This is a genomic window from Pseudomonas mandelii (assembly GCF_002251635.1).
Taxonomy (GTDB): Bacteria; Pseudomonadota; Gammaproteobacteria; order Pseudomonadales; family Pseudomonadaceae; genus Aquipseudomonas; species Aquipseudomonas mandelii_B.
Map to the genome: position 1 here is coordinate 1 of NZ_NMOJ01000235.1, position 22,304 is coordinate 22,304.

Annotated in this window: 23 protein-coding genes; 13 read left to right on the plus strand and 10 right to left on the minus strand. The window is 58.5% G+C overall.

Annotated elements, in window-relative coordinates:
• Positions 1 to 272 precede the first annotated feature (272 nt).
• Positions 273 to 1,736 carry a glyceraldehyde-3-phosphate dehydrogenase gene (locus tag B7L09_RS27570; protein ID WP_094471533.1) on the plus strand — a complete coding sequence of 488 codons (1,464 nt, stop codon included), beginning with the start codon at positions 273 to 275 and terminating at the stop codon, positions 1,734 to 1,736.
• A 164-nt stretch (positions 1,737 to 1,900) separates the two neighbouring features.
• Here B7L09_RS27570 and B7L09_RS27575 read toward each other — a convergent pair whose 3' ends face one another.
• The gene (locus B7L09_RS27575) at positions 1,901 to 3,199 is read right to left on the minus strand and encodes an MFS transporter (protein ID WP_094471534.1); all 1,299 of its coding nucleotides are present in this window, start codon (positions 3,197 to 3,199) and stop codon (positions 1,901 to 1,903) included.
• A 217-nt stretch (positions 3,200 to 3,416) separates the two neighbouring features.
• On the opposite strand from B7L09_RS27575, the gene B7L09_RS27580 reads away from it, so the two are divergent.
• Both B7L09_RS27580 and sthA read left to right on the plus strand, forming a co-directional pair.
• Positions 3,417 to 4,403 (plus strand): FAD:protein FMN transferase, encoded by a 987-nt coding sequence (locus tag B7L09_RS27580; RefSeq protein ID WP_094471535.1) that lies wholly within the window; start codon positions 3,417 to 3,419, stop codon positions 4,401 to 4,403.
• Positions 4,404 to 4,610: 207 nt separating this feature from the next.
• Positions 4,611 to 6,005 carry a Si-specific NAD(P)(+) transhydrogenase gene (sthA, locus tag B7L09_RS27585; RefSeq protein WP_094471536.1) on the plus strand — a complete coding sequence of 465 codons (1,395 nt, stop codon included), beginning with the start codon at positions 4,611 to 4,613 and terminating at the stop codon, positions 6,003 to 6,005.
• Positions 6,006 to 6,047: 42 nt separating this feature from the next.
• On the opposite strand, the gene B7L09_RS27590 is transcribed toward sthA, so the two are convergent.
• Together B7L09_RS27590 and B7L09_RS27595 are read right to left on the minus strand one after the other, a co-directional pair.
• Complete coding sequence (locus tag B7L09_RS27590; RefSeq protein ID WP_094471537.1) at positions 6,048 to 6,770, minus strand: glycerophosphodiester phosphodiesterase; 723 nt, start codon at positions 6,768 to 6,770, stop codon at positions 6,048 to 6,050.
• 14 nt (positions 6,771 to 6,784) lie between these two features.
• Complete coding sequence (locus B7L09_RS27595; RefSeq protein WP_094471538.1) at positions 6,785 to 7,363, minus strand: PilZ domain-containing protein; 579 nt, start codon at positions 7,361 to 7,363, stop codon at positions 6,785 to 6,787.
• Between the two features lie 94 nt (positions 7,364 to 7,457).
• Here B7L09_RS27595 and B7L09_RS27600 point away from each other — a divergent pair, with 94 nt between their 5' ends.
• From B7L09_RS27600 to B7L09_RS27610, 3 genes are all read left to right on the plus strand, one after another.
• On the plus strand, positions 7,458 to 8,708 hold the full coding sequence (locus B7L09_RS27600; RefSeq protein ID WP_094471539.1) for a lipoprotein-releasing ABC transporter permease subunit: 1,251 nt from the start codon (positions 7,458 to 7,460) through the stop codon (positions 8,706 to 8,708).
• A gap of 7 nt (positions 8,709 to 8,715) precedes the next feature.
• Complete coding sequence (gene lolD / locus B7L09_RS27605) at positions 8,716 to 9,399, plus strand: lipoprotein-releasing ABC transporter ATP-binding protein LolD (RefSeq protein ID WP_176457784.1); 684 nt, start codon at positions 8,716 to 8,718, stop codon at positions 9,397 to 9,399.
• A 65-nt stretch (positions 9,400 to 9,464) separates the two neighbouring features.
• The gene (locus tag B7L09_RS27610; protein ID WP_094471541.1) at positions 9,465 to 10,709 is read left to right on the plus strand and encodes a lipoprotein-releasing ABC transporter permease subunit; all 1,245 of its coding nucleotides are present in this window, start codon (positions 9,465 to 9,467) and stop codon (positions 10,707 to 10,709) included.
• Positions 10,710 to 10,811: 102 nt separating this feature from the next.
• Here B7L09_RS27610 and B7L09_RS27615 read toward each other — a convergent pair whose 3' ends face one another.
• Entirely contained in the window at positions 10,812 to 12,161 is a 1,350-nt protein-coding gene (locus tag B7L09_RS27615) for a heavy metal sensor histidine kinase (protein WP_094471542.1), read from the minus strand.
• Positions 12,161 to 12,841, minus strand: a complete 681-nt coding sequence (locus tag B7L09_RS27620) for a heavy metal response regulator transcription factor (RefSeq protein WP_094471543.1) — start codon at positions 12,839 to 12,841, stop codon at positions 12,161 to 12,163. The genes B7L09_RS27615 and B7L09_RS27620 overlap by 1 nt, the downstream gene beginning before the upstream one ends.
• 155 nt (positions 12,842 to 12,996) lie before the next feature.
• Here B7L09_RS27620 and copI point away from each other — a divergent pair, with 155 nt between their 5' ends.
• Positions 12,997 to 13,521 (plus strand): copper-resistant cuproprotein CopI, encoded by a 525-nt coding sequence (gene copI, locus B7L09_RS27625; protein ID WP_094471544.1) that lies wholly within the window; start codon positions 12,997 to 12,999, stop codon positions 13,519 to 13,521.
• A gap of 61 nt (positions 13,522 to 13,582) precedes the next feature.
• Entirely contained in the window at positions 13,583 to 14,413 is an 831-nt protein-coding gene (gene queF, locus B7L09_RS27630) for an NADPH-dependent 7-cyano-7-deazaguanine reductase QueF (RefSeq protein ID WP_094471545.1), read from the plus strand.
• Between the two features lie 173 nt (positions 14,414 to 14,586).
• Here the strand turns inward: queF and B7L09_RS27635 are convergent, their stop codons facing one another.
• Both B7L09_RS27635 and pcrP read right to left on the minus strand, forming a co-directional pair.
• Positions 14,587 to 14,850 carry a DUF4404 family protein gene (locus B7L09_RS27635; RefSeq protein ID WP_094471546.1) on the minus strand — a complete coding sequence of 88 codons (264 nt, stop codon included), beginning with the start codon at positions 14,848 to 14,850 and terminating at the stop codon, positions 14,587 to 14,589.
• Between the two features lie 109 nt (positions 14,851 to 14,959).
• On the minus strand, positions 14,960 to 15,580 hold the full coding sequence (gene pcrP, locus B7L09_RS27640; RefSeq protein WP_094471547.1) for an HAD superfamily inactivated hydrolase PcrP: 621 nt from the start codon (positions 15,578 to 15,580) through the stop codon (positions 14,960 to 14,962).
• A gap of 200 nt (positions 15,581 to 15,780) precedes the next feature.
• Here pcrP and B7L09_RS27645 point away from each other — a divergent pair, with 200 nt between their 5' ends.
• Entirely contained in the window at positions 15,781 to 16,470 is a 690-nt protein-coding gene (locus B7L09_RS27645) for an MlaA family lipoprotein (protein WP_094471548.1), read from the plus strand.
• Between the two features lie 62 nt (positions 16,471 to 16,532).
• On the opposite strand, the gene B7L09_RS27650 is transcribed toward B7L09_RS27645, so the two are convergent.
• Entirely contained in the window at positions 16,533 to 16,832 is a 300-nt protein-coding gene (locus tag B7L09_RS27650; RefSeq protein WP_077748235.1) for a PilZ domain-containing protein, read from the minus strand.
• 276 nt (positions 16,833 to 17,108) lie between these two features.
• On the opposite strand from B7L09_RS27650, the gene rssB reads away from it, so the two are divergent.
• Both rssB and rssC read left to right on the plus strand, forming a co-directional pair.
• Entirely contained in the window at positions 17,109 to 18,290 is a 1,182-nt protein-coding gene (rssB, locus tag B7L09_RS27655; RefSeq protein WP_094471549.1) for a two-component system response regulator RssB, read from the plus strand.
• A complete protein-coding gene (rssC, locus tag B7L09_RS27660) occupies positions 18,290 to 18,772 on the plus strand; it encodes an anti-sigma factor antagonist RssC (protein WP_068587814.1) in 483 nt (160 codons plus the stop codon). Before rssB ends, rssC begins: the two co-directional genes overlap by 1 nt.
• Before the next feature lie 111 nt (positions 18,773 to 18,883).
• On the opposite strand, the gene tal is transcribed toward rssC, so the two are convergent.
• Positions 18,884 to 19,810 (minus strand): transaldolase, encoded by a 927-nt coding sequence (gene tal / locus B7L09_RS27665; RefSeq protein ID WP_094471550.1) that lies wholly within the window; start codon positions 19,808 to 19,810, stop codon positions 18,884 to 18,886.
• A 340-nt stretch (positions 19,811 to 20,150) separates the two neighbouring features.
• Between tal and B7L09_RS27670 the strand changes: the two genes are divergently transcribed.
• Positions 20,151 to 20,534 carry a hypothetical protein gene (locus tag B7L09_RS27670; RefSeq protein ID WP_094471551.1) on the plus strand — a complete coding sequence of 128 codons (384 nt, stop codon included), beginning with the start codon at positions 20,151 to 20,153 and terminating at the stop codon, positions 20,532 to 20,534.
• Between the two features lie 25 nt (positions 20,535 to 20,559).
• Here the strand turns inward: B7L09_RS27670 and B7L09_RS27675 are convergent, their stop codons facing one another.
• A complete protein-coding gene (locus B7L09_RS27675; RefSeq protein WP_094471552.1) occupies positions 20,560 to 21,525 on the minus strand; it encodes a glycosyl hydrolase family 5 in 966 nt (321 codons plus the stop codon).
• Between the two features lie 305 nt (positions 21,526 to 21,830).
• Here B7L09_RS27675 and B7L09_RS27680 point away from each other — a divergent pair, with 305 nt between their 5' ends.
• Positions 21,831 to 22,271, plus strand: a complete 441-nt coding sequence (locus tag B7L09_RS27680; protein WP_094471553.1) for a low molecular weight protein-tyrosine-phosphatase — start codon at positions 21,831 to 21,833, stop codon at positions 22,269 to 22,271.
• Positions 22,272 to 22,304 lie beyond the last annotated feature (33 nt).

Here is a 22,304-nt window from a genome sequence, read left to right on the forward strand (position 1 = left end):
GTTTGTAGAAATGTAGTGGTAAAGACAAAATCCGCCGGTTTTTTACCGGAAATTGATGATTATGTAGTGGCAAAACGACCGGGTGTTACGGAGGGTTACGGATAAGACAGCGGTATCTCCAAAAAATTGACTGCGCTGAAAGCCGCGGTTTTACTGGGCTCCGTCGCTGCGTGATTTTTTTGAACCTGAATTTGTTACGGATCGCACGACAGGCGCGCATTGCTACGGGAGGCACTCGGCGGCATAATGTAGCCCCTTTTTTCTGCCCCTACATGTGGAAGGTTCCCGTGACTCAGAAGCCCGACCAGTGTCTTGGTGAATGGATCGACCGTGAAGCGCTCGCTGAAGCGATGATTCCGCTTATCGGTCAGCTGTACCGCAATAACAATGTGGTGAGCTCGATCTATGGCCGCAGCCTGATCAACCAGTCAGTCATCGCGATTCTCAAAGCGCATCGCTTTGCTCGCCATCGTTCTGCCGACGACAGCGAACTCTCCGTCCACGAAACATTCCCTCTGCTTAAAGCCATGAGCGAGCTCAAGCTCGGCGCCGCTTCGGTTGACCTGGGCAAGCTTGCCGTCAAGTTCAAAGCCGAAGGCAATGGCCGTACTGCCGAGCAGTTCGTCCGCGAAGAACTGGCTGACGTCGTTGGTCAGCAGAACGTTTCCGCTCGCAAAGGCACCGACGTTGTGCTGTACGGTTTCGGTCGTATCGGCCGTCTGCTGGCGCGCATCCTGATCGAAAAAACCGGTGGCGGCGACGGCCTGCGTCTGCGTGCCATCGTGGTACGTAAAGGCGCCGAGAACGACCTGACCAAGCGCGCCAGCCTGCTGCGTCGCGACTCGGTACACGGTCCGTTCAACGGCACCATCGTCATCGACGAAGAAAACAACACCATCACCGCCAACGGTAACCTGATCCAGGTGATCTACGCGAAGAACCCGGCTGAGGTGGATTACACCCAGTACGGTATCAAGGACGCCCTGCTGGTGGACAACACCGGCGTATGGCGTGACGCCGAAGGCCTGGGCCAGCACCTGGCTTGCCCGGGTATCGATCGCGTTGTGCTGACTGCGCCTGGCAAAGGCAAGCTGAAGAACATCGTTCACGGCATCAACCACGGTGAAATCACCGCCGACGACAAGATCGTGTCCGCTGCTTCCTGCACCACCAACGCCATCGTGCCGGTGTTGAAGGCTGTGAATGACAAGTTCGGTATCGTTAACGGTCACGTTGAAACGGTTCACTCGTACACCAACGACCAGAACCTGATCGACAACTTCCACAAAGGCGATCGCCGTGGCCGTAGCGCCGCGCTGAACATGGTTATCACCGAGACCGGTGCTGCCACCGCTGCTGCCAAGGCCCTGCCTGAGCTGGCCGGCAAGCTGACCGGTAACGCGATCCGCGTTCCGACGCCAAACGTGTCGATGGCCATTCTCAACCTGAACCTTGAGAAAGCCGCCACCCGTGAAGAGATGAACGAGTACCTGCGCTACATGGCGCTGCACTCCGACCTGCATAAGCAGATCGACTTCGTTAATTCGCAGGAAGTGGTCTCCACCGACTTCGTTGGCTCGCGCCACGCCGGTGTGGTGGACGCTGAGGCGACCATCACCCAGGACAACCGCGTTGTACTGTACGTCTGGTACGACAACGAGTTCGGCTACAGCTGCCAGGTGGTTCGTGTGATGGAAGACATGGCCGGGGTTAACCCGCCTGCGTTCCCGCGCTAAGCCTTAGCTGCACATGAAAACGCCCCGACTTTGGTCGGGGCGTTTTTGTTTGTGCAGTTTGTCAGTGGCAAGTGTGTTGAATGTACAAGTCTCTTCGCGGGCAAGCCTCNCTCTGAAATCGCACACGACCTGTAGGAGCGGGGCTTGCCCGCGAAGGCTATAGATCAGGCGCCACCAGCCACAGAGGCTTGCGCCGTGCGCAGTTCATGCCGATTGCCCTTGAACAGGATCAGTGTGGCAATCAACCCCAACACCGCTGCCCCACTGAGCCAGATCCCCGGTGCCGCCTTGTTGTCCAGCACATGGATCAGATAGGTGCAGGCCGCCGGCGTGAAGCCACCGAACGTTGCGGTTGCCAAGCTGTAGGCCAGGGAGAAGCCGGTTGTGCGAACTTCCACCGGCATGATCTCGGTCAGCGCCACGACCATCGCACCGTTGTACGAGCCGTACAGGAACGACAACCACAACAACACAATCAGCAGGTGGTTAAAGCTCGGGTTGACCACCAGCCAGGACAGCGCCGGGTAAGCCGTGAGGATCGCCAGAATAGTCGCCGCCAGGAGTAGGGGTTTGCGACCGATCTTGTCGGACACGGCACCCATGACCGGCAGCCAGAAAAAATTCGACAGACCGATACACACCGTCACCAGCAACGCATCGAAATCCGAGAGGTGCAATTCGGCCTTGCCGAAGGTCGGGGTGTAGGCGGTGATCAGATAGAACGACACAGTGGTCATCACTACCAGGGCCATACCGGCGATGACGATGCCAAAGTTCTGACCGATAGAGCGGACGATTTCCTGCAGGGTAGGGCGGTGTTTGCGCGCCTGGAACTCAGGCGTTTCTTCCAGCGAGCGACGAATCACGAAAATCACCGGCACGATCAGGCAGCCGATCAGGAACGGCACGCGCCAGCCCCAGTCACCCATTTCTTCGGGGCTTAGCCAGTGGTTCAGGCCCACGCCGAGCAAACCGGCGAACACCACGGCGGCTTGCTGGCTGGCGGACTGCCAACTGACGAAGAAGCCCTTGCGGCCCGGTGTGGCGATTTCCGCCAGGTACACCGACACGCCGCCCAACTCGACGCCTGCCGAGAAACCCTGCAGCAGGCGGCCGAACAACACGAGCAGCGGCGCGGCCACGCCGAGGGTGGCGTAACCCGGTACGCAGGCAATCAGCACCGTACCGGCAGCCATCATCGCCAAGGTGATGATCAAGCCTTTGCGGCGGCCATGACGGTCGATGTAGGCGCCGAGGAAAATCGCACCCAGCGGGCGCATCAGGAAGCCGGCGCCGAAAGTGGCCAGCGACAACATTAGGGAGGCGAAAGCGCTGTCGGCAGGNAAGAAGGTTTTGGCGATGGCCGTGGCATAGAAGCCATAGACCATGAAGTCGAACATCTCTAGGAAGTTGCCGCTGACAACGCGAAAAATCGCTTTGCCTTTGCTCGTGTTGGAGGACATTTGTAGATACTCCCTCTGGTGAATCTTGTTTGAAAGCGCTGCTCCTGTGGGAGCCTGTGTGGCGAAGGGACTTGCGAGCACGCTCGCTCCCACAGGTTTTGCGTCTGGCAGGTAGATGAGGCAGGTCTGGCTCCCCTGCGCTCTGAAGCCCATAATGGCGGGCGCGGTTTTGGGGGGAGATGAAGATTTGTTAACTGGACGGTGGGCTGGGATTGTGATGCTGGTCGGCGTTTTGTCCGGTTGTGGCAACGGCGACAGTCTGGAACGCTTCGACGGCCCAACCATGGGCAGTCGTTATTCCATTCAATACGTAAGGCACTCCTCCACGCCCGGGCCGAAAGCGGTGCAGGCTGAAGTAGAAAATATCCTCGCTGAAGTGGATCGACAATTCTCGACCTACCGCAGTGACTCGGACATCGAGCGCTTCAACGATCTCCCCGCCAATCGCTGTCAGAAAATGCCCGCGCCGATCCTCAAACTGATCCGCTTTGCTCAGCAGCTGTCCGAACAAAGCGAAGGCGCCTACGACCTGACCGTGGAACCGCTGCTCAACCTCTGGGGGTTCGGCCCGCAGGCCCGTGAGGAAAAAGTCCCCGCGGCCCGGGCACTCGCCGAAGTCAGGCAGCGGGTCGGCTACCAACACCTGCGCATCGACCGCGATCAGCTGTGCAAGGACGCCGCCGTCGAAGTCGACTTCAACAGCATCGCCGCCGGTTACGCCGTCGATACCATTGCCGAGAAACTCGAGGCGATGGGCATCCGCAACTACCTGGCCGAAGTCACCGGTGAGCTCAAGGCTGCTGGCAAAAAACTCGATGGCTCAGCCTGGAAGATCGCGCTGGAAGAGCCTCGTGACGACCAGCAAGTGGCGCAAAAAATCATTGCGGTCGACGGCTACGGACTGTCCACTTCCGGCGACTACCGCAACTATTTCGAGCAGGACGGTCGGCGCTATTCCCACACCTTCGATGCCCGCACCGGTGCGCCGGTCTCACACACCCTGGCGTCGGTCACGGTGATTAATCCTTCAGCGTTAATGGCCGATGGCTTATCGACGCTGTTGCTGATTCTCGGCCCCGAGCGCGGTTGGGACTACGCAGAAAAACACGATATCGGCGCATTTTTTGTGATCCGTGCCGATACAGGTTTCGTCACACGAACCAATCAGGCATTTGAGCGCCTCAGCGGCGGCAAAACCGAATGATTACGACAGTTCGTGCATTGAAGACTGGCGTTGTAGTGCAGGCAAAACTAGCCTACGACGCGACCAAGGGTTAATGTGCCCGGCGTTGACGCTTCTATAGACTGTGTCCGGGTTCTGCATTGGCCCCAAATTGTTCCTTCACGCCACAGATCGGCGTGATTTAGCCGCAGGTGCCGAGGGCGCCGCGGCCTGTTCTGAGGAGTACGCATGGCTGTCTACAACTACGACGTGGTGGTACTGGGTTCCGGCCCGGCTGGAGAAGGTGCGGCGATGAACGCCGCCAAAGCTGGGCGCAAGGTGGCGATGGTCGATAGCCGTCGCCAGGTCGGCGGTAACTGCACCCACCTGGGTACCATCCCGTCCAAGGCCTTGCGTCACTCGGTGCGCCAGATCATGCAGTTCAACACCAACCCGATGTTCCGGGCCATTGGTGAGCCGCGCTGGTTCTCCTTCCCGGACGTGTTGAAAAGCGCCGAGAAAGTCATCTCCAAACAAGTGGCGTCGCGCACCGGTTACTACGCCCGCAACCGTGTCGACCTGTTCTTCGGCACCGGCAGTTTCGCCGACGAGCAGACCGTCGAAGTGGTCTGCGCCAACGGCGTGGTCGAGAAGCTGGTGGCCAAGCACATCATCATCGCCACCGGTTCGCGCCCGTATCGCCCGGCCGATATCGATTTCCACCACCCGCGTATCTACGATAGCGACACCATCCTGAGCCTGGGCCACACCCCGCGCAAACTGATCATCTATGGCGCCGGCGTGATTGGCTGTGAATACGCCTCGATCTTCAGCGGCCTGGGTGTGCTGGTGGAGCTGGTGGATAACCGTGATCAGTTGCTGAGCTTCCTCGACTCGGAAATTTCCCAGGCGTTGAGCTACCACTTCAGCAACAACAACATCACCGTGCGCCACAACGAAGAGTACGAGCGGGTCGAAGGCCTGGACAACGGCGTGATCCTGCACCTCAAGTCCGGCAAGAAGATCAAGGCCGACGCCTTGCTGTGGTGCAACGGCCGTACCGGCAACACCGACAAGCTGGGCATGGAAAACATCGGGGTCAAGGTCAACAGCCGTGGCCAGATCGAAGTGGACGAGAACTACCGCACCTGCGTGACCAACATCTACGGCGCCGGTGACGTGATCGGCTGGCCGAGCCTGGCCAGTGCCGCCCACGACCAGGGCCGTTCGGCTGCTGGCAGCATCGTCGATAACAACAGCTGGCGCTTCGTCAACGACGTTCCGACTGGCATCTACACCATTCCGGAGATCAGCTCGATCGGCAAGAACGAGCAGGAACTGACCAAGGCCAAGGTGCCTTACGAAGTCGGCAAGGCGTTCTTCAAGAGCATGGCGCGTGCGCAGATCGCCGGCGAGCCGCAGGGCATGCTGAAAATCCTGTTCCACCGCGAGACCCTGGAAGTGCTGGGCGTTCACTGCTTCGGTTATCAGGCCTCGGAAATCGTGCACATCGGCCAAGCGATCATGAGTCAGCCGGGTGAGCAAAATACCCTCAAGTATTTTGTGAACACCACGTTCAACTACCCGACCATGGCCGAAGCCTATCGGGTAGCGGCCTACGACGGCCTCAACCGGCTTTTTTGAGCGGCTCCGGCCGGTGGCCTGAGCCGGCCGGGGAGACCGATTTCAGTAATTCTCGAGGGTGGCAGTGGCCAAACCGGGAAAGTCTGTAATCAGGCTATCTACGCCGAAGTCGGCGAGCCTGCGCATCAGCGCAGGTTCGTTGACTGTCCATACCGACACATGCAGCCCCTGACGTTGCGCCTTCTGCAGGCGTTCCGGCGTACACAGGGTCCAGTTCAGCGCCAGAATCTCACAGCCATAACTCTGGGCGACCTTCAACGGGTCGAGCCACGCATATTCAGCCACCAATCCACGAGATACGTCCGGCACCAGGTCCAGTGCGGCTTTCAGCACTTCGCGTGAACTCGACGTGATCGTGACCTTGTCGAGCAGACCGAAACGCTGCGCCATTTCGCGTATCGCCAGCACGGTCGTCGCGGCGCGGGTGCGAGAAGCGCTTTTGACTTCCAGCTGCCAATGCTCGAAATCGCATTTCTCGAACAACTCTTCCAGCGTGGGGATCGGGCAAGGCTTGATCCAGCCCGGCCCGCCCTTGCGTGCGTCGTAGGTCACCAGCTCGGCCGCCGTGTGCTCGACGACCTTGCCGCGNCGGTCGGCNGTGCGCTTGAGGGTGGGGTCGTGGATGACCATCAGCTCGCCGTCCATGGACAGGTGCAAATCCAGTTCGCAGCGGCGCACGCCGTGCTTGAGGCATTGCTGGAAACTGGTCAGCGTGTTTTCCGGTGCTTCGCCCTTGGCGCCGCGATGGCCGTAGATGAGGGTCACGGTTCTTCCTTAAATTAAATGCCTGATTCGTTTTCGCGGGCCAGACGTCGTTCCTGGGCCTGCTTCTGCAAAATGTAGCGGGCCAGCAATTGGCGCTGGGCGTCGGTCGGGTATTCGAACTCGGTGCCCACGTCGTAGGCACCCGCCTTGCGATCGCAATGCGTGACCTTGGCCCGCAGCAACAGGCCGAGGGCTTGCGGCATCAGCACCAGTTTGACCGACAGGTGCGCGCCCACGGCGATGGGCGTCGGGTACTGAAAGTCGATACCGCCTTCGGAAATGATTACCGGCTGCGGCTCGCCGATCTGCCCGAGCACGGTGATGGCGATCACCTGGCTCAACAGATCAATGCGTTTGTTCTGGGATTTCAGGAAGGCTGCCAGGCTGCGATCTTTCTCGCTGATCTGGCGCAGCAGGTGCTGGGCTTCGAATTCGCTCAGGTGCAGTTCGCTGAGCAAGTTGAACAGTGGGGAAGCATCCTGCAACACTTCCTGGCCTGCGGCTTCGGGAGCGGACAGGGGGCNAATTTGAAGTGCGATCATGTCGTCGATACGGTAGTATTCGCGGCGTTCTTCTTCATCTAATGTCGACATGGCGAACCCAAAGTAGCGGTAATGGTCTGAGTGTAAAGCTGCTTACCTGACCCCGCCACCGGGACGTCTTCTTTTCCTCCGAACAAGCCCCGACATGTTCAGACCTCTCTTCGTATTTATCGGCACGCGTTATACCCGTGCAAAGCGCCGCAATCATTTTGTGTCGTTCATTTCCCTTACCTCGATGATCGGGCTCGCCTTGGGCGTGGTCGTGATGATCGTGGTGCTGTCGGTGATGAACGGCTTCGATCATGAGATGCGCACCCGTGTGCTGGGCATGGTGCCCCACGCGACCATCGAGTCCGATGAGCCCATCAGTGACTGGCCAAGCCTGGCCGACAAGGTCAAGCAGAACCCCAAGGTGACGGCCGTTGCGCCGTTCACCCAGATGCAGGGCTTGCTGACTAACAACGGCAAGGTCTCCAAAGTCCTGCTCAATGCCATCGACCCTGCGCTGGAACGCCAGGTCTCGATCATCGATAACTTCATGCAGCAGGGCAAACTCGATGACCTCACGCCNGGCAGCTTCGGCATTGTCATCGGTGACAAGGCGGCCGCGAAGCTTGGCGCAGCGGTCGGCGACAAGCTGACGTTCGTGGCGCCGGAAGTCACNGTGACCCCGGCCGGCATGTTCCCGCGCATGAAGCGCTTTACCGTGGTCGGCACGTTCCACGTGGGCGCCGGCGAGATCGACGGCTACCTGGGTGTCACCAACCTGCAGGATCTGGCGAAGCTGCATCGCTGGAAGCCGGATCAGGTCCAGGGCATCCGCCTCAAGTTCGATGACCTGTTCCAGGCCCCGCGCACGGCGTGGAATATCGCCCAGCAACTGGGCGAAGACCATTTCTACGCCCGCGACTGGACCCGTACCCACGGCAACCTGTACCAGGCCATCCGCATGGAAAAAGCCATGATCGGCCTGTTGTTGCTGCTGATCGTTGCCGTGGCCGCGTTCAACATCATCTCCACCCTGGTGATGGTGGTGAACGACAAGAAGGGCGACATTGCCATCCTGCGTACCCTTGGCGCCACGCCGGGGCAGATCATGGCGATCTTCATGGTGCAGGGCACCGTGATTGGCGTGGTCGGCACCTTGATCGGCGCCGTGGTCGGGATCTTCGCCGCGTTGAACGTCAGCGCCGCGATTTCGGCCCTCGAAGGGTTGATCGGTCACAAATTCCTGAACGCCGACGTGTACTTCATCGACTACTTGCCGTCCCAGGTTCAGGCCCAGGACGTGTTGATGGTGGGCGGCGCCGCGTTGCTATTGAGTTTCCTTGCCACCCTGTATCCAGCCTGGCGCGCGGCACGTACCCAGCCAGCACAGGCCTTACGTTATGAGTGAATCGGGCATGAGTGAAAAAGCGATTTTGAGCTGCCGCAACCTGGGCAAATCCTACGAGGAAGGTCCGGAGTCGGTGGTGGTGTTGTCCAACCTGCAGCTGGAACTGCACCCGGGCGAGCGCGTGGCGATCGTCGGCAGTTCCGGTTCGGGCAAAAGTACCTTGCTCAACCTGTTGGGCGGCCTCGACACGCCGACCAAGGGCAGCGTCTGGCTAGACGGCGAAGAGCTGTCGGCCCTGAGCGAGAAGAATCGCGGCCTGTTGCGCAACCGGTCGCTGGGTTTCGTCTACCAGTTCCACCACTTGCTGCCGGAATTCACTGCACTGGAAAACGTGTGCATGCCGCTGCTGATCGGCAAGACCGCGATTCCGGAAGCCCGCCAGCGCGCCAAGGCGTTGCTGGAGCGCGTCGGCCTCGGCCATCGCCTGGAGCACAAGCCGGCCGAGCTGTCCGGCGGTGAGCGCCAGCGTGTGGCGATTGCCCGCGCCCTGGTGAACAACCCAGGCCTGGTGATGCTCGACGAGCCGACCGGCAACCTCGACTCCCACACCGCCCAGGGCATCAAGGATTTGATGCTGGAACTGAGCACCCAGATGCGCACGGCGTTCCTGGTGGTGACTCACGACATGAACCTGGCTCGCCAGATGGATCGCGTCCTGCATTTGCAGGAAGGTCGCCTGACGCCCATCTGATTGGCCGAAACCCGGCGTGCTGAACAGTACGTCGGGTCTTTTATTTTTATACGGTGCCCCAGCGAATGTTCAGACCGTTATCGATTTTCATCGGCACGCGCTATACCCGCGCCAAGCGCCGCAACCGTTTTGTTTCGTTTATCTCGATGACCTCGATGATCGGCCTCGCCCTGGGCGTGCTGGCGATGATCGTGGTGTTGTCGGTGATGAACGGCTTCCAGCGCGAAATGAGCACGCGGATTCTCGGCATGGTGCCCCACGCCACCATCGTCGGCGTAAACCCGATTGATGATTGGCAGCCCGTGGCCGCTGCCGCGTTGAAGAATCCGGAAGTCACCGCCGCCGTACCATTCACCGAAATGGAAGGCATGCTCTCCTATAAAGGCACGATGCAGCCGATTCAGGTCAGCGGTGTGGATCCGGCGCTGGAAGGCAAGGTGTCGATCGTTGCCCAGCACATCGTTCAGGGCCGTCTCGATGCATTGAAGCCGGGCGAGTTCGGCGTGGTGATCGGCGAAATCACCGCGCGGCGTTTCCGCTTGAATGTCGGCGACAAGATCACCCTGATCGTGCCGGAAGTCAGCAACGCACCCGGCGGCATTACCCCGCGCATGCAGCGGCTGAACGTGGTGGGCGTGTTCAAGGTCGGTGCCGAGCTGGATGGCTCGATGGCGCTGATCCACGTCGCCGATGCTGCGCAGATGCAGCACTGGGAACCAAACCAGGTACAGAGCGTGCGTCTGGCCGTCAAGGATTTGTACGCGGCGCCGAAGGTGTCGAGCGATGTGGCTGCGGGTCTCGGCACCGCCTACCGGGCCGACGACTGGACCCACACCCAGGGCAGTCTGTTCAGTGCGATGAAGATGGAAAAAACCATGATCGGCCTGCTGTTGCTGATGATCGTCGCCGTCGCCGCGTTCAACATCATTGCCACCTTGATCATGGTGGTGAACGACAAGGGCGCCGACATTGCGATTTTGCGCACTATCGGCGCCACGCCACGGCAGATCATGGCGATCTTCATGGTGCAGGGCACGGTGATCGGCATCGTCGGCACCTTGATCGGNGGCGTGCTCGGCGTGATTGCAGCGTTGAACGTCAGTGAACTGGTGGGATGGATGGAACGGGTGAGTGGCCAGCACATCTTCAGTTCGGATGTGTATTTCGTCAGTAACTTGCCATCGGAATTGCAGGGTGGGGATGTGTTGCTGATCTGCTCCGCCGGGTTCGTCCTGAGCTTCCTGGCGACGGTCTACCCGGCCTGGCGTGCGGCGAAGATCGAGCCGGCTCACGCGTTGCGGTATTCGTAAGCCTTTACACCCACATCGCGGGCAAGCCCGGCTCCCACAGTTGATCGAGTTNAAACCCTTTGGGAGCCGGGCTTGCCCGCGATGAGGCCGGAACCGCTGGCCTCAATCCCCCTTAGGCAACTCGAGCACAAACCGCGTCCACCCATTCTCCGATTCGCAACGAATCTGCCCGCCATGGGCACGAATGATCGACTGCGTAATCGCCAACCCCAACCCCGCATGCTCACTGCTGCCTTCCTGGCGAGCCGGGTCTGCCCGATAGAACCGGTCAAACAATCGCTGCAGCAGCGCCCCATCAATGCCATCGCCACTGTTTTCAACCGTCAGACTCAACCCTTTGGCCTGTTCAACAATCCGCACCCGAACCTCACCCTCGGCCGGCGTGAACCGCAACGCATTGTCCAGCAAGTTGGACAGTGCTCGCCGCAACATGCTGCGATCACCTTCCATGCGCGCACTGCCTTCACGACTCAACCTGACCTGAGCGTCCTCCGCCAACGGCGCAAAAAACTCCAGCAACAGATCCGCTTCTTCCGCCAGCTGCAGGGACTCCCGCTTGGGCGTCAGCAACCCATGGTCAGCCTTGGCCAGGTACAACATGTCGTTGACCAGTTGCGCCATCCATTGCAGCTCCTCCAGGTTGCTGTGCAGCGCCTCGCGGTAGTCCTCCAGTGGGCGCGGCTGGGTGAGGATGACCTGGGTGTGGGTCAGCAGGTTCGACAGCGGCGTGCGCAGTTCGTGGGCGATGTCGGCAGAGAAGGCCGAGAGCCGTTGAAAAGAGTCGTCCAGGCGTCCGAGCATGGCGTTGAAGCTGTGGGCCAATTCCTTGAGTTCCGACGGCATATTCTCTTCGGGCAGTCGGGCATTGAGCGATTGCGCCGAAACGCCGCTGGCGATCGCACTCATGCGTCGCAACGGGCGCAAACCACTGCGTGCCGCCCACGCACCGAGCAGCGCGGTGGCCAGGGCGGACAAGCCGACGGTCAGCCAGATCAGGTGCTGCATGCGTTGCAGAAAGTGCTGGTGATGGGTGATGTCCAGAAGCAAGGTCAACTGCGGTGAGTCAGGCCGGTCGACAAACAACGGCGCGTTCAGCACACGGTAATCGGTGCCGTTGTCGTTCAGCGTGGATATGCCCGGTTTTTGCGGGAGCTTTTCCGGCAGGCGCGCCGAGCTGTCATACCAGCGCTGGCCATCGTTGCCGGTGATTCGCAGCGACAGGTCCACCTGCCGATTCAATTCATCCGCCAGTCTGACTTCGCTGTCACTCGATTGAACGTCGTGCAGCGCGCGGCGCAAATCCATCAATTTACCGTCCAGCAACTGCTGATCGAGTTCGACGAAGTGCGCCTCGCTGGCGCGACTGAACAGCACCCCGGCAAACAATGAAACCACGGCGGTACAAGCCGCAAATAGCAGCGCCAGACGACTGCTCAGCGAGAGTCGACGCATCAGGCAGGGCGCTCTTCAAGGACATAACCCATACCGCGCACGGTATGAATAAGCTTGTTGGGGAATTGGTCGTCGATTTTCAGGCGCAANCGGCGGATCGCCACTTCGATGATGTTGGTGTCGCTGTCGAAATTCATGTCCCACACTTGAGAGGCGATCAGCGACTTGGGCAGCACTTCGCCCTGGCGGCGCAGCAGCAGTTCCAGCAGGGAGAATTCTTTGGCGGTGAGGTCGATGCGCTGGCCGTCCCGCTCGACGCGGCGGCGGATCAGGTCCAGGCGCAGGTCGGCCAGTTGCAGCGCGGTTTCCTGCGGTGTGCTGCTGCCACGGCGCAACAGGCTGCGCACCCGGGCCAACAGTTCGGAAAAGGCGAAGGGCTTGACCAGGTAATCGTCGGCGCCCAGCTCCAGGCCGTGGACTCTGTCCTCAACGGCATCTCGCGCCGTCAGAAAAAGGACTGGCGTATCGAGACCGGCGCCACGCACCGCCTGCAGGATTTGCCAGCCATCACGACCGGGTAGCATCACATCAAGGATCAATAACGCGTAGTCACCACTCAAGGCCCGTTGTTGCCCGGTGATGCCGTCAGCCACCAATTCGGTGGTAAAGCCCGCCTCGGTCAGGCCCTGGCGCAGGTAATGGCCGGTTTTCGGTTGGTCTTCGACGATCAGCAGCTTCATGGGCAACTCGAGGCAAGTGGAACGAACGCTTTATACCGTGGGCAGCGTTAATACAGGTCAACCTGACAAAGTTGTAATCTGGCTGTCAGGTTGCGGGCAGTGGCAACAGTTTAGAGTTTTCCACAGGCTGAACCTTATCTCGTTGGAGTACGACTATGTTTTTGCGCAAATCTCTGGGGCTGGCCGCGTGCTTGCTGGCACTGAGCTCGCCGGTGTGGGCAGCGCCGGCGCATACCTACGATTTCGGTCAACCGGCCCCGGCAGCCAAGGCTACCCGCAGTGTCGAGGTGGTAATGGGCGACATGTCGTTCACCCCCAAAGCGATCGATATCAAAGCCGGTGAGACGGTTCGTTTTGTGCCGGTGAATAAAGGCCAGTTGTTGCACGAATTCAACCTGGGCGATGCGGCGATGCATGCCAATCATCAGCAGGAAATGATGAAGATGCAGCAGAGCGGCATGCTCACGCCTACAGGCATGAAGGAAATGGACCACAGTTCGATGGCTGGCATGGACCACGGGATGATGAAACATGACGACCCGAACAGCGTGCTNGTNGAGCCCGGCAAAACGGCCGAGCTGACCTGGACCTTCACCAAGGCCACGGGCCTGGAATTCGCCTGTAATATCCCAGGCCACTATCAGGCGGGCATGGTCGGCAAACTGACTGTCAGTCAGTAAGCACTCAAAGGCGGGCGCAAAGGCTGGTAGAATCCGCTGATTCTTCAGTCAGGTTTCCGCCATGCATCCCGCAGCCGAACANTCGCCGCTGGGCAAATCCAGCGAATACATCGCCACTTATACGCCGTCCTTGCTGTTCCCGATCCCGCGCACCGCGAAATGGGCGGAGTTGGGCCTGACGGCGCAAACCCTGCCTTATAAGGGTGTGGACTTCTGGAACTGCTTCGAGCTGTCGTGGCTGTTGCCGTCGGGCAAGCCGGTGGTGGCGATTGGCGAATTCAGCATCCCGGCGGACTCGCCGAACATCATCGAGTCCAAGTCNTTCAAGCTGTACCTGAACTCGTTGAATCAGACGCCGTTTGCCGATACCGCGACCCTTGAAGCGACGCTGGGCAAAGACCTGTCGGCCGCTGCCGGCAAGCCGGTTGGCGTGCGGATTCGCAGCCTCAAGGATGTCGAAGCCGAAGGCGTCGTGGCGTTGCCGGGTGTGTGCATNGATGACCTGGACATCAGCGTCAGCAACTACGAACACCCGCGCCCGGAACTGCTGCGCTGCGATGATTCGCGCATTGTCGAGGAGAGCGTGCACAGCCACCTGCTCAAATCCAACTGCCCGGTTACCAGCCAGCCGGATTGGGGCAGCGTGGCGGTGCAATACCGTGGTTCGGCCCTGGATCACGCCAGCCTGCTGGAATACATCGTGAGCTTTCGCCAGCATTCGGACTTCCATGAGCAGTGCGTGGAGCGGATCTTTCTCGACCTGCAGCGCTTGCTCAAGCCGGAAAAATTGACGGTGTATGCACGGTATGTGCGGCGCGGTGGGTTGGACATCAACCCGTATCGCAGTACTGAAGAAGTGCAACTGCCGAACCACCGCCTGGTCCGCCAATGAAGATCTAATGTGGGAGCGAGCTTGCTCGCGATGGCGGGGTGTCAGACAGCATCAATGTTGAATGTGCCGACCTCATCGCGAGCAGGCTCGCTCCCACAGGTGGATTGCATTGCAAATTGCAGATATGAAAAAGCCCCGCTAGCGATAGCGGGGCTTTTTTGCATCTGGCGGGTTCAGATCCCCATATTGCCGAGGGCCTGCACGATGTTGCGCAAGGTGCCGGCAAGGGTAGGGTGTTCGATTTCGAAGCGCTCGACAGCCAGGTTCACATTGTCGGCGAGGTTGGTGTCCTGGGTTTTGGTTTCGAGCTCCAGCTCCAATTCGATCTGTTGCATCAGCGCGTGCAGGTCTTCGCGCTCGGCTTCCGTCAGCGGTGGATTCTGTTCCAATTGCTCGCGCAGAGTATTGAGCTGTTGTTGCAGTTCGCGGGCAGGCATGGCGTTCTTCCTTTTATCGATAGGCACTGGCATAGACCGCAGCAGCGTGCCAAAGGTCTATGGCTTGCCTTTAGATTAATCCACTCCCGCGCAACCTGCATGATCTCGATCAGGGCTTTTCGCCCTTGAGCCGACGCAGGCTGATGTCCGCCAGGCAGGTGTCGAGCTCTCCGAGGTGATCGATTACCGAATGCACACCTAGGCTGAACAATTGCACGGTCGCTTTACCACGCAGGTGTTCGCGCTCCTTTTGGCTCAAGGCCTGCCATTCGCTGGGCGCCAACCCGCAGAGCGAGCCGCAGGACGCCAGGCCGATCGTCCACAACCCGGCGTTGAGGCCCGCTTGCAGCAAGCGTGGCTCGCCGCTGACCAGCACGCAACCATCCAGTTGCTCGACATTCAAGGCCATCAACGCTTGCCAGCAAGCGTTCGGGGCGGGCCACGGATTGATTGTTGCAGGGTGTTGCGAAGATTTGATCCACGAAGGCAACGCGCTGGCCAGGGAATGGGTGAGGGCGGGGGGCAACTCGTCGAGCCAGGCGCAAGGAATCTGCTGGCGTTGCAAACTGTTCAGACTGTCCAGCGCGCCGGGCGTGACATCGGCGTGCTCGGACGTGTGAGTGTCGTTCTGGCGGATCCGGGAGCCGAAATCCACCAGGCAACCACTGAGCCCGAACAGTACGGCGGTCAGGCTAGGTGCGGCAACGGGCAAGGCTTCGGCGTGCGGCATATCAACGTCCCTGAAATAGCGACAAGGCTATGTGCTGCCGGTGACAGTTGCATGACACTGATGTGAAGCGCTCTCAGTCAGGACGAATCATCCGTAGGTGATCACGTGCGAGGCTGCCCTAAACCGGCTTTTCCGTCTTATACTAGCCAACTTACCGCCTGGGCCAAGCGCCCATGCCAGTACAATCCAAGGAGTTTTCTATGCGCTGGAGCAATCGTCTAGCTCAGCTTTGTGTGTGTGCCAGCGTGTTGCTGGTTCCGTTCGCAGCCCAGGCTGCCACGGAAGAAGACCCTTGGGAAAGCGTCAACCGTCCTATCTTCCAGTTCAACGACTTCGTCGACACTTACGCACTGAAGCCAATCGCTCAAGGCTATGAGTTCGTGACGCCGCAGTTTCTGGAAGACGGCATTCACAACATGTTTCGCAACGTCGGCGATGTCACCAACCTCGCCAACAACGTGTTGCAGGTCAAACCTGCCGCCGCAGGCGTCGACACGGCGCGTCTGATTTTCAACACCACCTTCGGCCTGCTGGGCTTCTTCGACGTCGGCACCAAAATGGGGCTGCAACGCAACGACGAAGACTTCGGCCAGACCCTGGGTCGCTGGGGCGTCGGCAGCGGTCCTTATGTGATGTTGCCGCTGTTGGGCCCAAGCACCTTGCGTGATGCGCCATCCAGGTACGTCGACGGCTACACCGGCCCGTACCGCTATATCAACGACGTGCCCGTGCGTAACTCGATCTTCGGCCTGAACATCGTCGACACTCGCGCCAGCTTGCTGTCGAGCGAGAAGTTGATCAGCGGCGACAAATACACCTTCATCCGCAATGCGTATTTGCAGAACCGCGAGTTCAAAGTCAAAGACGGCCAGGTCGAAGACGATTTTTGATCTCGACCCCATAAAATGAAGAGGGCGGCCAATCGGCCGCCTTCTTTCGTTTGGATCCGGGCTTATTTCATCTTCAAGATTGTAAGCCCGAGTTTCTGACTCCCACCGTCCTGTTCTTTCACCCATACCACTTCGGTGTCGGCTTCAAGCCCTTTGAGCGCTACGTGATCGGAATCGATGCGCACGCTGAGCCGGTCACCGACCTTGAACAAGCGGGGTGCCTCAACCTGCATGCCACTGCTGGAAAGGTCTATACAGACGGCTGGCACCTCATCGCCTTCGTGAATCAGCGACACATCGGCATCGACCCGCATGCGGATGAAATCGCGCTTTTCGCTGTAGTCCCGATCGGTTTGACTCATGGGCTTCATCCTTTCATTGGGTTACGGTTTTGCCTGTTCTTATAACTCCCGGTGATTTGACAAGTAAAGACGTCAAGCGACCATCGGCATGAGCTTGAAACCCCTGACGGATGGGAGTACCGTCTGCGCCTTAGAAGGGCACCTCTGCTTTACCTTTGTGTAGGGCAAACGCTCGAAAACGGTGCAGTAGAGAGGCTAGAAAGCGAATCCAGTAGTGTGAGCCGGGCTAAACCCTGTGCCTGCTACGCCAACCTAATTCTGGCGCCGTTTGCCCACATGCAAAAAACCAGTGCCACGCTGCTGATAATCGATGACGACGAAGTAGTGCGCGCGAGCCTCGCGGCCTATTTGGAAGACAGTGGCTTCAGCGTCCTGCAGGCCAGCAATGGCCAACAGGGTCTCCAGGTATTCGAGCAAGACAAGCCCGACTTGGTCATCTGCGATCTGCGCATGCCGCAGATGGGCGGACTCGAACTCATTCGCCAGGTCACCGAGCTGTCGCCGCAAACGCCGGTGATTGTTGTGTCCGGTGCCGGCGTGATGAACGACGCCGTCGAGGCCCTGCGCCTGGGCGCCGCCGATTACCTGATCAAGCCCCTGGAAGACCTGGCCGTGTTGGAGCACTCGGTGCGCCGCGCGCTGGACCGTGCCCGCCTGCTGCTGGAAAACCAGCGCTACCGCGAAAAGCTCGAAACCGCCAACCGCGAACTCGAAGCCAGCCTCAACCTGCTCCAGGAAGACCAGAACGCCGGTCGCCAGGTGCAGATGAACATGCTGCCGGTCAGCCCCTGGACCATCGACGAGTTCAAGTTTGCGCACCAGATCATCCCGTCGTTGTACCTGTCGGGTGATTTCGTCGATTATTTCCGCGTCGATGAGCGGCGGGTAGCTTTCTACCTGGCGGACGTTTCCGGTCATGGCGCTTCTTCTGCTTTTGTCACCGTGTTGTTGAAGTTCATGACCACACGGCTGTTGTTCGAATCCAAGCGCAATGGCACCTTGCCGGAGTTCACCCCCTCCGAGGTGCTGGGCCACATCAACCGAGGCCTGATCAGCTGTAAGCTGGGTAAACACGTCACAATGGTCGGTGGTGTCATCGACGAGGAGACAGGTTTGTTGACCTATAGCATCGGTGGTCATTTGCCGTTGCCTGTGTTGTACACGCCAGACAGTGTGCGTTACCTGGAAGGCCGTGGTCTGCCGGTGGGCTTGTTCAATGAAGCCACCTACGAAGATCACGTGCTGGAGCTGCCGCCGACGTTCAGCCTGACGCTGATGTCCGATGGCATTCTGGACCTTTTGCCAGAGCCTACACTCAAAGAAAAAGAAGCGGCTTTGCCCCAACGGGTCAAGTCGGCGGGCGGCAGCCTGGATGGCCTGCGGCAGGTTTTTGGATTGGCCACGCTAGGGGAGATGCCGGATGATATCGCCCTATTGGTGTTGAGCAGGAATCTTTGATGAGTACCGGAAGAATCCAATTCGCCGAGCAGGATGGCACCTTCGTCCTGAAGTTCGTCGGTGAAGTTCGCCTGACCCTGTGTTCGGCGTTGGATGCGACTATTGAGCGGATCTTCACCGCGTTGAATTTCTCGGCGATCGTGATCGATCTGACCGAAACCCGCAGCATCGACAGCACCACCCTTGGCTTGCTGGCCAAGTTGTCCATTCTGTCGCGGCAGAAGGTCGGCCTGTTGCCGACTGTCGTCACCACCCACGAAGACATCACCCGGCTGTTGCAGTCCATGGGTTTTGACCAGGTGTTCAACATCGTTGACCGCCCGATCCCCTGCCCGGAATGCCTGACCGACCTGCCTTCGCAAGACCAGTCCGAAGAAGTCGTGCGGATCAAAGTGCTTGAGGCACACAAAATCCTCATGGGCCTGAACGACTCCAATCGTGAAGCTTTCCATGACCTGGTGAATGCTTTAGAGCGTCATTGATCACTGAAATGGATGTGGAGTAGACGGGCCCCGTCGCGAACACCCGAATCCAAAGCATGAAAAAGGGCGAACCTGTAAGGGTTCGCCCTTTTTGCGTTGCGCTGGACTAGATCAAAGCTTGGCTTGCAGCAGTGCTTCGAGTTTTTCCTGGTCGCGAGCGAACTGACGAATCCCTTCCGCCAGCTTCTCAGTCGCCATCGCGTCCTCGTTGGACTCCCAACGGAACTGCGCTTCAGTCAAATGCACCCGCGCTTCGCCGGCATGGCCTGGTGCCAACTTGCGCTCCAGCTTGCCTTCATCCGCCGCCAGCTTCTCCAGCAGGTCCGGGCTGATGGTCAGGCGATCACACCCGGCCAGCTCTTCAATCTGGCTGAGGTTACGGAAGCTCGCACCCATCACCACCGTCTTGTAGCCATTGGCCTTGTAGTAGTTGTAGATGCGCGTCACCGACTGCACGCCCGGGTCATCGGCGCCGGTGTAGTCGTTGCCGTTGGCTTTCTTGTACCAGTCGTAGATGCGGCCCACGAACGGCGAAATCAGGAACACCCCAGCCTCGGCACAGGCCACGGCCTGGGCAAACGAGAACAGCAGCGTCAGGTTGGTCTGGATGCCTTCTTTTTCCAGCNTCTCGGCGGCGCGGATGCCTTCCCAGGTGGAGGCGATCTTGATCAGCACGCGGTCGCGGCCGATGCCGGCCTTGTCGTACAGCTCGATCAGACGGTGCGCACGCTTGAGTACGGCGTCAGTGTCGAACGACAGGCGGGCATCCACCTCAGTGGAAATACGGCCCGGTACAACCTTCAGGATTTCCTGGCCTACCGCCACGCCAAAGCGGTCGCTGGCCAGGCCCACATCGCCCTGGCAGTCGTGAACGCAGGCGTTCAGCAACTCGGCATAACCGGGAATGGCCGCCGCTTTCAGTAGCAGGGAAGGGTTGGTGGTAGCGTCGACGGGTTTTACGCGAGCGATAGCTTCGAAGTCGCCGGTGTCGGCAACTACGGTAGTCATTTGTTTGAGTTGTTCCAGCTTGGAAGTCATGGGCGTGCTCTGTCCTGTGGGTCTGATGACATTACCCGAGCGCNGACAGCCACTCAAGGGCGCATGTACGTATCGATGGCCCCGTTGGCAACAACCGGAAAACGGATGTTTGAAAGGTGGGGCGCGGGTCTCGGTAAATACGATGCCAAAACCGCGCGCAGGTTCAAAGCAACTGACCGTTGACGGCTCTGTGGCAACTCTGGCGCCTGAGCTGGTAAGCCTGCATTCGGGCGCCAACCGGTGTTAAAAATGGTCAAGTTCAGCCGTTATAAGATGTCAATTAGTGCTGCTCGAATGGCGTGTAATGTGGCGCGGATAAATGTAGGTATTGGATGGGGAAATGACTTCACAAGGGGAGCGGGTGTCTGCAATTGTGGAGGCCTTCGATGACTTTATTCTCGGTTATGTCTTGAAGAAATTGACCGAAGTATTTGAAGAGCTGATGGCCGCATCAAAGAAGAACCATCCGGACAATATGACGGGGCTGGTTGAAATGGGACAAGTGAAAGCCGCAAAGAAAATTCCCGGCTGGCTAAATCGAGTGAAACACAGCATGCCCAGTCAAGTCACTCGCGTGTTGATGGCACAAATGAACGATTCACAGAAGTCCAAACATGACCTGCGGTTTGACGCGCAAGTCGTATTGTTCGAGGTGCTTGTGGAGGAGTCACTGGCAATGGACGCCGCGAGTTATACGGCATGGATTAATAAAAGCCCCTGTTAACGGTGTGCGAGGTCATTCGACAGGGTTACTTCAATAACATTTTGACGGCGGCTTCCGCAGGTTTTGATGTTCCATTGGACGACTTTAATCCAAAACTTCGCTCGCGATCATTACTGCCAGAGTCGCTGTTTTTCCATTCGTACAGGGAGGTCAGCGGTATATTCAGCTTTTTGACATCCGAGATGAATCGTGTAATCCGTGATGCTTGTCCGGCGGTGCCTCCGATGGAACTGAGTGATGGCACTCCCCATTCGGTAATGACCCCCGGTACATGGAAGTTATCAAGGATAAACGCTTGAGCACGGCTGATCTCGGCGCCCGACATGCCATACGGGTGATAAGAAACAGCACTGAGGCAGTGTGGGTGTTCTTTCTGGATTTCAGTCAGTGCGACGGTCGCCTTGGAGTCTTTGGTGGGCGCCTTCGCGAATCCAAACCCGATCAGGGGTGTTGAGTGATCCCGCTTTTGTAACGCGTTGCATACCGCGCTCATGAACGGCACAAACGTTCCTTCAAAATCCTGGGTAGGCCAGTATTTTGGCAAGTCTGGTTCATTCCAGATTTCAATGGCGACAAGCTGCGTGCTGAAGGCGTTTTCCAGACCGATGACCGAGTTGGCGAATGAGTCTCCCGCAGCGGCGAGATCTCTGCCACTGCTTTGTGTTTTGTGGGTTAACGCTTTGGTTGAGCGAACGGTCATCAATACGGGCAGGTCGGCGGATTTGGCAGCCGCGAAAGCTTCATTGATCTGCTGTTGATACGCCGGGTTACCCAGGCTGTTCGTCCATACGCCAAGGCGCACGAATCCGAACCCTGAGGCCTTGATCTGATGGGCGTCGGCCGTCGAGAAACTCTGGATCTTCACCTGAACGCCTATTGTCTTGTTGTCCTGGGCCAGCGCTGAAAAAGCCTGACTGGCGTAAACAGGGCTGAAGGCGCCAAGTATAAATAGTGTTGAAGTGGCAATCAGTCGAAAACACGTGGAGGGCATAACGGGAAATTCCTGTAGTCGTCCCGGGTAGGGACAGGGGAACATAGCATTAGTCAGTTAATACAGCGATATCATCAATCTTCCATCCCGGACGCCCATTGTTAATATTGGTCGGATAAATAACTTCCATTTCGCGAGTGTTATTTATGGTCCGGTTTTCTGGTTGGGCGTTTTTTGTGTGTCGTGGTATTTAATACGAAAGTATTTTCATGATGGGTCCCTCTCTGAATACGGGACGGTCTTGTTGGTTCACTTATATCCTCGCTATACGTGGGCCGAATCGACACTACACGGGAAGAGTAGCCTTGTTCAGAAAGATTCTTGTGGTCTGTGTCGGCAATATTTGCCGAAGTCCTACTGCTGAATTGTTGCTACGCCATGCGCTGCAACCTTCAGGTATCTCGGTGACCTCCGCGGGATTGAGCGCGCGGGTGGGTGAGTCTATGGAGCCCGACGCACTTCGGGTTCTTGAAGAACAGGGGCACGAAGACCAAGGGTTTAAAGCGCGGCAGATTACGCCCGCCATTGTCAATGAATCAGACCTCATTCTGGTCATGGAAAAAGAGCATGTACAGGGCGTACTAAAGATTGCATCACACGCCAGGGGCAAAGTGTTTCTTCTGGGGAAGTGGCAGAGCGAACGCGAAATAAAGGACCCGTATCGTCAAGGAAAAGCTGCGTTTGTCCATGCCCATGCATTGATTGAAGATGCCGTTTGCTCATGGGCGCAGCGCCTCGGACGTTGATGGATGATTTTCAGATTAGTAATAATGGTAAAA